Origin of the sequence: Niveispirillum sp., assembly GCF_017996735.1 — a bacterium.
Classification (GTDB): domain Bacteria; phylum Pseudomonadota; class Alphaproteobacteria; order Azospirillales; family Azospirillaceae; genus Niveispirillum.
Genome location: NZ_JAGOGJ010000172.1, coordinates 1 through 11,614, shown reverse-complemented (window position 1 = coordinate 11,614; position 11,614 = coordinate 1). Strand labels below are relative to the sequence as shown.

General features: G+C 63.5%; 3 protein-coding genes. 1 reads left to right on the top strand and 2 read right to left on the bottom strand.

Annotated elements, in window-relative coordinates:
* Together KBA48_RS29730 and KBA48_RS29725 are read right to left on the bottom strand one after the other, a co-directional pair.
* A partial coding sequence (locus tag KBA48_RS29730; protein ID WP_292912312.1) for a calcium-binding protein occupies nucleotides 1–6,511 on the bottom strand: 6,511 nt, incomplete at its 3' end.
* Between the two features lie 360 nt (nucleotides 6,512–6,871).
* The gene (locus KBA48_RS29725; RefSeq protein ID WP_292912311.1) at nucleotides 6,872–9,592 is read right to left on the bottom strand and encodes a glycosyltransferase; all 2,721 of its coding nucleotides are present in this window, start codon (nucleotides 9,590–9,592) and stop codon (nucleotides 6,872–6,874) included.
* Between the two features lie 94 nt (nucleotides 9,593–9,686).
* Between KBA48_RS29725 and KBA48_RS29720 the strand changes: the two genes are divergently transcribed.
* Nucleotides 9,687–11,614: glycosyltransferase (locus tag KBA48_RS29720; RefSeq protein ID WP_292912310.1), on the top strand; the 1,928-nt coding region annotated here is incomplete at its 3' end.

Genomic DNA, 11,614 nt, shown 5'->3' with positions numbered 1-11,614 from the left:
CGCCATTCAGGTTTTCGATCAGGGAGACCAGCATGGTGGCCCCGGACGGACCGGTGGTAGAGACATGATCGGTTCCGCTGGAGCCGATCAGGGTCTCGACGGCCTCAACCGACATGGTGGAGGGTGTGGTAAAGGTCACCACGTCCGCGCCGCTGCTGCCGATGACTGTGCGATAGCCCGCGATATCATTGGCGCTGGGCAGATAGATGACCTGGTCATTAATGACGATCTGGCGGCCGTTGGTCAGGTCTGCGCCCGTCAAGGTGATCGTGCCGTTGGGTGCGTAGATCGTTTCGATCCCCACAACCCAGATGGTCGCGGCGGTGTCGGTGAAGGTCACCGCACTGCCGCTGCCACTGCCAATCAGCGTTTCCATATTGGAGGCGGTAATCGTGGTGCCGGCGGTCAGATAGGCCACGTCGGTGCCCGTACCCCCGACCAGCGTTTCGACCATCGACACGGATGTGGTGTTGCCGTTGCTGCCGAAGGCCACGGTGTCGGCGAAGCTGCCACCCGTCAGGGTTTCCACCATGCTGATGGCCAGCGTGGAGAGGAAAGCGTTGGAGATGGTCACATCATCATTACCGGCGGTGCCGGTGAAGGCTTCGATCTGGTTGACCGTCACTGTTATGCCGGCGGAATAGGCAAACACTTCATCACGACCACTGTCGCCAATAAGGGTTTCCACGCCGGCCAGCATCAGCGTGTTGCCGCCTGTGTCCATGGTGACATGATCGACGCCGGAACTGCCGGCGATCGTTTCCAGACGGGAGACGATCAGGGTGCCGGCGTCGGCCATGGTGACCACATCGTTACCGGACCCGGTGCCGAGCAGTCTTTCAAGGCCGCTGACGGTGATTGTATTGCCGGTGCTGGTCAGGACGACGGCGTCGGTGGCGCTTCCGCCGATCAGCGTTTCTGCGAAGTGAACGGTGGTTGTGTTGCCCGTTGTCCCGGAGAAGGCGATGACATCCACGCCGGAGCCAGCGGTCAACGACTCCAGCCGCTCAACGGTCACGCTGTTGCCGGTATTGCTCAGGGTTATGACATCGTAGCCGGTGGTGCCCAGTATCGTCTCCACACCAGACAGGCTGGTGGTGGCGCCGGACGCGTTGAGCTGGATGACGTCGGTGCCGCTGCCACCCGTGAGCGTCTCCAGGCGGAAAATGAGCATGGTGGTGCCGCCACTGCTCAGGGTGACCGCATCGGTGCCCGAGCCGCCAAACAAGGTTTCCAGCTTATCGACAAGGATCGTGTTGCCGCCGCTGCCGAGCGTGACGGCGTCAGTACCAATGTTGCCGATCAATGTTTCGGCAGTGACGATCGTGAAGGTGTTGCCGGTGGTGTTGACGATCACCACGACATCCGTGCCGATGCCACCAATGATCGATTCAAGCAGCGACATGCCCAGCGTCATGCCGGACGATGCCATGGTAATCTTATCAGACCCGGAACCACCGATCAGGGTTTCGACATTCGCAATCAGGAGGCTGATGCCGCCCGACGCGAGGGTCACGACATCCGTGCCGGTACCGCCGATCAAGGTCTCCAAAAGGGATATGGTGATGCTGTTGCCCTGGTTCCCCAGGCTGACAACATCGGCGCCGCTTCCCCCCCGCAGGCTTTCAACCTCTGTGATCGTTATGCTATGGCCACCTGTCGCCAGAGTTACGACATCCTCGCCGGTGCCGCCGATCAAGGTTTCCACCAGGGATACGGTGATGCTGTTGCCCTGGTTCCCCAGGCTGACAATATCCACGCCGCTCCCACCCCGCAGGCTTTCAACTTGTGTAATCGTTATGCTGTTGCCACCCGACGCGAGGGTCACGGTATCCTTTCCGGTACCGCCGATCAGCGTTTCAAGTTGGGATACGGTGATGGTATTGCCCAGGCTGCGCAACAGCAGCGCGACGTCGGTGCCAGCACTACCGAACAGGGTTTCGATCAGCGACATGGAGGTAGTGTTGCCACCGCTGCCCAGGGTGATGAGATCGGTACCTGTGCCACCCAGCAGTGTTTCCAAATGTGAGACGGTCATGGTGCTGCCACTGTTGGGCAGCAGAACAAGATCAACGCCGGTACCGCCAATAAGTGTTTCTATATAGGAGACAAGGAGGGTGGACCCCTCGGTCCCCGTGTCGGTAACAACATCCTGGCCGACGGTGCCGATCAGTGTTTCCAGCAGTTGAACGGCGACGGTGGCCTCCTGGGTAAAGCTGGCCACATCGTTTCCGCCCTGACCGATGATGGTCTGGTAGCTGTTGACGGCGACCGTATTGCCGCTGGAACTGGGGACGAAAAGGATGTTGCTGGTCCCGGCGATCACCACGGTGGTGGCGGCACCGGCCAGGGCCAGCGTGGCATTGCTCGTATAGACGGTTTCCAGCCCGCTCACAAACAGAGTGGCGGACTGGTCGGTGAAGGTCACCACCTCGGTCCCGGCGCCACCGATCAGGGTTTCCAGGCCGATGGCGCTGACCGTGCTGCCGCTGGTGCCGAGTTCCACCACGTCCAGGCCTGCCCTGCCGATGATGGTTTCCAGAAGCCGCGCGGTCAGAGTGTTGCCGCCGGACGCGGCCAGCAATGCAATATCATTGCCATCGCCACCGGTAAGGCTTTCCAGCAGACTGACGGCAAAGGTCACGGTGTTGCCGCTGGCGCTGGCGACCGTCACGGCGTCGGTGCCGCTGCTGCCGGTGATGCTTTCCACCTGTGCCACGGTCACGGTATTGCCGCTGCCGCCCAGAAGCAGGCTGTCGGCACCGCTGTTGCCGATCACGTTCTCCACCGCCGAGACGGTGATGGTGTTGCCACCGGAACCTGCCAAGGCCACCGTATCGACGCTGCTGCCGCCCGTCAGGGTTTCCAGCAGGCTGACCGCCAGCGTGTTGGCGGACGTGTCGGTGATGGTCAGTTCATCATTGCCGGCGGTGCCGGTGAAGGCTTCGATCCCGCTGACCGTCAGCGTGGTGCCGGCGGAGTAGGCGAACAGCTCGTCACGGCCGCTACCGCCGACGACGCTTTCCACGCCGGCCAGCAGCAGGCTGTTGCCGCCGCTGCCCAGGGTGACCAGATCGGCGCCGTTGCCGCCTTGCAGTGTTTCCAACTGCGATACGGTCATGGTGACACCGCCGGCGTCCGCCACATGCACAACATCGGTGCCGCTGCTGCCAATGATGGCTTCGATGGCGGAGACGGACAGGGTGCTGCTGTGGGTGGTCAGGCTGATGATGTCGGTGGCGGTGCCGCCGGTCAGGCTGCTGAACTGACCTACCAGCATGGTGGTGCCGCCATCGCCCAGCAGGGCCACGTCGGTGCCCAGGCCGATATGGCCGATCAGTGTCTCCAGGCCGCTGACGGCCATGGTGGAACCAAAGGAGCCGGTATTGGTGATGACATTGGTCGCGGCATTGCCGACGATGGTTTCCACCATCTCCACCGCCATGGTGAAGCCGGCGGTGCCCGCCGTGGTGACGACATCCGTGCCAATGCTGCCCCGCAGCGTCTCCAGCCCCGACACGGCGATGCTGTTGCCATTGCTGGACAGCAGGACATGATCAATGCCGGTACCGCCAATGATCGTTTCTATATCAGAAACGGCGAGGGTGGACCCATCGGTGCCCGTGTCGGTAACGACATCCAGGCCGGCACTGCCGATCAGTGTTTCCAGCAATTGGACGGCCAGGGTGGATGCCTGGGTGAAGCTGGCGACATCGCTGCCGGCCTGACCGATGATGGTCTGGTAGCTGTCGACGGTGACGGTGTTGCCGCTGGCGCTGGGGACCACAAGGATGCTGTCGGCTACGGCGATCACCACGGTGGTGGCGGCGCCAGCCAGGGCCAGCGTGGCATTGCTGGTGTAGACGGTTTCCAGGCCGCTCACAAACAGGGTGGCGGACTGGTCGGTGAAGGTCACCACCTCCGTCCCGGCGCCACCGATCAGGGTTTCCAGGCCGATGGCGCTGACCGTGCTGCCGCCGGTGCCGAGTTCCACCACGTCCAGGCCGGCACTGCCAATGATGGTTTCCAGAAGCCGTGCGGTCAGGGTGTTGCCGCCGGACGCGGCCAGCAATGCGATATCATCGCCATCGCCACCTGTAAGGCTCTCCACCAGACTGACGGCAAAGGTCACCGTGCTGCCGCTGGTGCTGGCGATGGTCACGACATCCGTGCCGCTGCTGCCCCTCAGGGTTTCGATCAGTGCGACGGACAGGGTGATACCATTGGTGTCTATCACCGTGGCGATATCGGTTCCCGCACCACCTGTCAGGCTTTCGATCAGTGCGACGGACAAGGTGCCGCCGCCCGAAGCCATGATCACATGGTCAATGGTGCTGCCGGTACTGCCCAGAACGGTTTCCACCTGTTCCACCAGTATGGTGGTGCCAGTGGTGCCGATGATGGTGACAAGTTCCTGCGCGCTGCTGCCGATCAGGGTTTCCAGCAGTTGAACCGCCAGACTTGTCCCCTGTGTCTGGGTCAGGGTGACAATGTCGGTCGCAGCATCGCCGATGACGGTTTCAAAGGGCAGGACGACATTGCTGCTGCCGCCCGTGGCCGGCATATGCAGGATGTTGGAGATGCCGCCGATGACGACGGTCTGTACTGCACCGCTCAGCGACAGGGTTTGTGTGGCCGTGACGACGGTATCGACGCCGGACACAAAGATCGTGGCCTGGGTATCATCGAAGGTGATGACGTTGGCGCCGCCGCTGCCGATCAGCGTTTCGACGCCTGTCACGTGGGTGGTGTTGCCGGTGGAAGCCAGCGTAACGATGTCCGTGCCGCTGGTGCCCAGCAATGTCTGCAGCAGGGCTGCGGTGACGGTCTGACCGCTGGTCCCGGCGAGCGCCACGGTGCTGACGCCATTGCCGATGAGGGTTTCCACCTGCGAGACGGAAACCGTGCCCCCGTCTGTGCCGTCGGCACCGAAATAGACGCTGTCGGCATAGCTGCTGCCGATCAGCGTCTCGACGCTGCGGACATCAAGGCCACTGGCCCCGGAGGTCAGGGTCACGATATCCGTCTGGGACGAGCCGACGAGCGTGCCCAGCATATCGACGCTGACCTTGGAGCCAGCACCCAACGTGATGATGTTGTTCAGATTGCCGCCGGTGAGGGATTCGATGTCGTACATCACGGCTTCCGTGATGTTGGCGGACGTGAACTGGACCTTGTCGATGCCGCTGCTGCCGGTCAGCGTCTCGATGCTACCGATGGTGAGGGTGCTGGCGGTGGTGAAGGAGATGACGTCGACGTTGCCGCTGCCGACCAACGTCTCGATATTGCGGATCTCCATCGTGTTGGCGAGGAGGCCGATCTTGCTCATCGTGACGATGTCGGTGCCGGCCGTGCCCTGCAGGGTCTCCACCAGCGCCACATTGGTCGTGCTGCCGCCGGTATGGGCGATGCGCACATAGTCCGCATCGCTGCCGGAGAAACCGATGATCGTTTCGATCTGGCTGACATTCATCGTCGTGCCGGCCGAGGCACCGGGCGCCGCCATCATGACGACGTCGACCGCGTTCGTGCCGATCAGCGTTTCCACCAGGGCGACGAGCATGGTGCCCGTGCTGGTCGCGGCGGCCAACGCGGTCTCGCCGATAATCTGCGTTGTCCGCCGTTCGTCCATCGTGACGACGTCTGCGCCGCCGCTGGAGCCGATCAGCGTGTCGATGTCGGCGATGGTCATTGTGGTGCTGCTGCTCGCCAGGATCAGCGCGTCTCTGGTCCCGGTGCCGCCGGCAAGGTACTCGATCCCGGTCACGCTCCATGTCATGCTGCCGGTCGAGGTCTTGATGGTCCCGGTGGTGTAGGCGTTGGTGACTATGTCGTAACCGGAGCCACCGATCAGCGTATCAATAAATGATATGCCCATCGTGTTGCCGCCGCTGCCCAGCGTGAACGCGTCGGGCTTTGAGCCATTGCCCAGCAAGTATTCGAACCCGACGACCAGGGCGGTGCTGCCATTCGCGCTGGCGATGCCGGACGTCAGGTCGTGGGCACCATTGCCGATGATGGTTTCGAACAGACCGACGACGACGGTGGTGCCGGTCGCATTGAGGGAGACCAGGACATCGTTGCCGCTGTCACCCAGCAGCGATTCGATGAAACTGACGGCCACCGTGTTACCGGCGGTGCCGGACAAGGTAATGAAGTCGGTGCCCGTGGCAGCGCCGATGAAGGTTTCGATATTGCTGGCCAATATCGAATTGCCGGTGGACAAAAAGGTCAGCGTATCGCTGCCCTTGTTGCCGATGAGGGTGTCAATAAAGGTAATGCCCAGCGTATTGCCGCTGGTTCCGCCCAAGAAGACGGTTTTCTTTGACGTCGCAGCCGTGACCTTCGGTGAATAGAGGTGATCAAGGCTGGTGACGGTCAGAGTTTGACCGCTGGAGTTAAGCGTCAGTCCCTGCGAGCCGCCCGCACCCTTCACGAAGGAATAGACGGTCCCTGAAGAGAAGGTTACGTCCGCGCCACCCGAAAGGGTCAAGGTACCGCCAGCAGCCATGTCTGATCCCCAAGAATGTTCCGGCGCAGTGAACCTGTCCGAAAGAAATAACCCCATCCGCGCAGCCGAAGCCCAGCGGACACCTCACCATACTTACGTAGTAGCCTATGATTGTGCTGGAGGAAACCAAAAAACCTGTGACATCGCTGAATTTGAAGATATCTTAAGTATGGCTCTGCCTACGCTATAGGTAGAAATGTGGTTTAAATTGCTACTGTTGGTGAGCTTTTTTGGGTTAATTAATGGGTTATTTAAGTACACCGAGGATTTTTGTGCTTCTTATTTAATGAATAATTTGGTTAACGGAACGAGTTGGCGCACATTATTTTTTAACCTTAAATTCTGGACTGCCATCCGTGATTATCCCAAAAGGACAGGAGATGACCACGGGGTGTAGGGGCGGAGGCCGCTGTGGTTGCGGTCGGGGCGGTGGAATGCCCTGGCCCGGGCATTCAGCAAGCTTGCCGTGAATGAAAAGGTACTGTTGGAAATGGCCAGGATGTCGGCCATGCACAGTGCCTGGAAATCATCCAGGAACGGCACGCCTGGAACCGTCTCCATGCCCAGGTCGGCGGCACTTAACGGCCGGTAGGCGGCGAACGGGGCGAGACTGGCCTGATCGTCGGTGGCGATATAAAGGGCCGGGCGGTCCAGTTGCGGCCAGAGGCCGGCCAGCCAATCCAGATACCAGGATTCAGGGGCGATCCAGAACGGTCCCCAGCCGAAATCGCCACGCCGCAGATGCAGGGCCACTATACTGCTGCCTGCTTTCCGCATCCGGCCCGCGATCTGTTCCATGCGCTGGCGCCACAGGGCGCTGCCGGCGAAGAAACCGCGGAAACTTTCGGCATGCGGGGCCAGGAGTGCTGTTTCCCCGCAGAAATAGCCATCAATATCATGGCCGGCGGCATCGGGACTGGCGTCAGGGGCAAGCCCTGCCGGCAGATCCGCTTCACTTTCCGAAAGTCGCGGCAGGGCAGGGCCGGGCAGGGGGTCGTCCAGATCGAACAGGTGGCGGCCCACCCAGGGTGTGGTTTCCAGCGTCAGTCCGTGGCGTTCCGCATAAAGCCGGGCGACGCCATATTGCAGCAACTGGTTGCCGAAACGGCCATTGCTGCCCAGCCGCGTCAGGGCCAGCCGTCGGCTGTCCTGGTCGGCACAGGCCCGTGGACGGGGTGGGGGACCCAGCCGTTCCGTCATCAACAGCAGGGCGCGGCGGGTGAAGGCTTCGCCATAACCCGGGTTACAGGCGATGGCGCGATTCCAGGCAGCCAGCGCCCCGGTCTTGTTGTCCGCAGTCTCCAGCGCGCAGGCACGAGCGGCATATGAATCGTAAAGGGCGGGGGACAGGGCAATGGCGCGGTTCGCCGCCGCCAGCGCCGCCACCCCGTCACCCCGATCCAGCAGCAGGCCCGACCATTCGGCCAGATACTCGGCCCGGTCGGGGGACAGGGTTATGGCCCTTTGCAGATTGGTTGCCGCATCGTCCCTGTGTCCCAGGCGACGCTGTGCGCGCGCCAACAGGAACCGGGCATTGGGGTTGGCGGGCGCCAGATCCACCGCCTGACGCAGATGGGGTGCGGCGGCAGCGGCGTCACCATCCTCCAGCAGCAAAAGGCCCAGATTGACGCGCGCCGCCGCCACGTCCGGAGCGAGGCCGACAGAACGGGCAAGGGCTGATTTCGCCTCTGCCGTGCGTGACAGGCGGTATGCGGCCAGACCCAGTTCGAACCAGGCCAAAGCGTGGTTCGGGACGATATGCACGGCTTGTCGCAACAGGCGATGGGCTTGCGCCAGATCGCCGGCCTTCGTCATTTCATGCGCGTGCGTGATCAAGGCGACGGCGTTGGCCGGCTGGTGCTTTTCCGCCGTGTCCGGACCGGCCGACAGGGCATGGAGGCGGCGCCGGATCAGGATCTCGATGGCCATGAAGCGGGAATCGACCACCGCCCCTTCGCCCGGCGCGCGGCCGCTCGTCATCTCCGCCTGCAAGCGGTCCAGGACGTTGCCGGGACTCATCCGGTAGAAGACGGTTTTTACGCTGATCAAGACGCCTGTCAGCATTTGTGTGATGGCGCGGGAATAGGAGACATCGTCGGCGGTGGCCGGCCAGAAGGGCGTTTCCTCCGGAAAGCCGCCGGTGCGCGCATGCGCTTCGCGCCGGATGCACAGGTTGCAGGGATAGGTGCGTACCGATGCCTGCCGCCAGACCCCGGATACCTGGCTGTCGATCCGGTCGAACAGCATGTCGGTGCGTACATAATCCCAGCGCGGATTGGTATCCAGGGCGCCGGCCGTGACGTGCAGATGCGGTTCAAGGAACCGGTCGTCGGCATCCAGGAACCATAGATACGGACCCAGCGCCGCCGCCACGCCGGCATTGCGGGCGCGGCCGGCGCCACGGTTCTGGTTGTTCACGATCAGGGCCAGTCCCTGATCCGGATGCGCCCGGCCCCAGCGCCGCACCACATCGACGGTGTCGTCGGGAGAGCAATCGTCCACAACGACGATATGCACCTGCGCATCCTCCCGCCCCGACATCGTGCGGTAATGGCCAAGCGTGGCCAGCACGCTGTCCAGGCTTTCCACAATGGTGCCGGCGGCCTTGTAGGCGGGGATGACAACAGTGCCGATGACGCCATAGTGCCGGCGATGCGTATCCAGCGCCGTCAGCGCCACGGCAAGGCCGCTGTCCTGTCGAACCGAGGCGTCGGTGCGTGGCAGCATGGCGATGGCGGCGCCTTCCCGGCCCTGGATCAGCCAGACGGTGGCCAGCAGCCGCGCCAGATGGCCCGAAGGCGGGACAAATTCCGCCAGCCATTCCAGATTGGCTGCGGCCTCGTCAAAGCGACCGGGGTCTAGCAGTCCGGAAATCTGGTTCAGGGCGACAGGCAGCGTGGCCGCGACTTGCTGGCTGAAGATGGTGTTGTTGCCATGCAGGCGGTGGGCGCGGCGGAAAAGCCGCATGGCCTGCATCCCGTCCCCACTTTCCTGCTGATGTATCGCCAGATGTTGCAGGGCCGCTACATGGGCCGGATCGTCCGCCAGCAGGCGACGGCATTCCGCCGGGTTCATTCGCATTAGCCTTTCCATGCCCCTATCGTCGCTGCATCCAATAGCAACGGAATTATGCTAACAGCAAAAAAAGCTGAACGGCGCTAAGGTTTGAAGGGCCATGAAACTCGCCTTCCTTGACACGACCTTCGGCGACTATACGCCACGCAGCATGAATGCGGTCCCCCTGGGCGGCATGCAGTCGGCCGCCTGTTATCTGGCGCTGGCGCTGGCGCGGACAGGGGTGGAGGTCACCCTGATCAATGGTACGGGCACGCCTGGCACCAGTGACGGTGTGATGTGCCGCCACCATTCGACCATGCCTGTGGCGTTGCTGGCCCAGCATGAGGTTCTGGTGGTCATGGGTGGCTGTGACAGCGAGGGGGCGCGGAACCTGCGCGCGGCCATGGACCGGCGCCAGAAACTGATTCTCTGGACCCAGCATGCGGTCGACCAGCCCAGCGCCGCCAATCTGGCCGACCCCGCGGTGGCCGGGGTCTGGGACGCCTTCATCTTCGTCAGCCGCTGGCAACGTGAGGATTTTATCCGCCGCTTCGGCCTGCGCCGTGACCGCTGCCACATCATGCGCAATGCGCCGGCCCCCTGTTTCGCCGGCCTGTTCGCAGGGGATGCCGACATTGTGGCCGCCAAGCCCTGGCCGCCCGTGCTGGCCTATACCAGCACGCCGTTCCGGGGGCTGGATGTGTTGCTGGCCGCCATGCCGCGCATCCGGGCTGCCATCCCCGGCACCATCCTGCGGGTCTATTCCTCGCTGGAAGCCTATCAGGTGCCGTTGGCCCAGGATCCCTATGTCGGGCTGTATGAGCAATGCCGGCGAACGGAAGGTGTGGAATATATCGGCGGTATTGCCCAGCCCGCCCTGGCGGTGGCATTGCGCGGGGTGACGGCGCTGGCCTATCCCAACCGTTTTGCGGAGACCTCCTGCATCAGCGTCATGGAGGCCCAGGCGGCCGGATGCCTGGTGGTATCCAGCCGGCTGGGTGCCTTGTCTGAAACGGCAGCCGGATTTGCCCGCCTGCTGCCGGTACCGCAGGACCCGGCCGAGCATGCGGCCCGCTTCGCCGACGTGCTTGTTGAGGAACTGCGCCGCCGTCGGGCCGATCCCGCCGGCACGCAGCGACATTTGCGGGCCCAGATGGCACAGGCGGGGGCGGAGGATGGCTGGGACCGTCGGGCGGCGCAATGGCTGTCTTTCCTGTCCGCCCCGCCGGCAGCGGAAGAGGGGGAAGCCGATATTCAGGCTCTGCTGTCCCGGCTGCGTCGGCCGGCCGCTGTGCATGACCATGATGCCATGGCGGATCTGTGCGAACGCATCCTGACCCTGGACCCGGCGCATGAGGGGGCGTGGCGCATGGCCGTGCAGGTGTATGCCGCCCAGGCGCGACCGACCGATGCCCTTCTGTCGCTGGGCCGCGCGCTGCGGCTGGGTGCGGCGCTGGATCCGGCAGAATGGGAAGGCTGGATGGGTTCGCTGTTGGCGGGCGTGGTGACGGGGGATGATGGACGGCCCCTGACCGCACGGGTTGCGGCACTGCGCGGGGTCTGGCCCCTGCTGTCGGATGGGCCCTGGGCGGCCCGCCTTATCGATGGGGCAAGACATCTGGCCAGTCAGGCACAGGTGGCAGGTGACTGGTCCTCCATGCTGTCGGCCTGCCTGCTGATCGCGGGGGCGGCGCCGCAGGATACAGGCATAAGGCTGGCGGCGGGTCTGGCGGCGCAGGGGCTGGGGGAGCATACCCTGGCCCTGGAACTGGCCGGGGCGGCGTTGCGCATCAACAGCGCGGCCGTGCTGGGCGGGCGGCAGATGCGGTCGCTGCTGACCGCCTGGCTGTCCGTGGCCGAACAGACGGCCCTGGCGGGCGCCGAGGCCATGGACATGACGGAGGCCGGGCGTCTGTTCCCCGCCATGGCACTGGTGGCCGGGGCCTTGGGCGAGGATGTCAGTCTGGCCCGGCAGGCGGCGACCGTCACCGATCCCGGTCAGCGCCGGTCGCTGCTGCTGCGGATGATTGCGGCGCGCCACCGTAT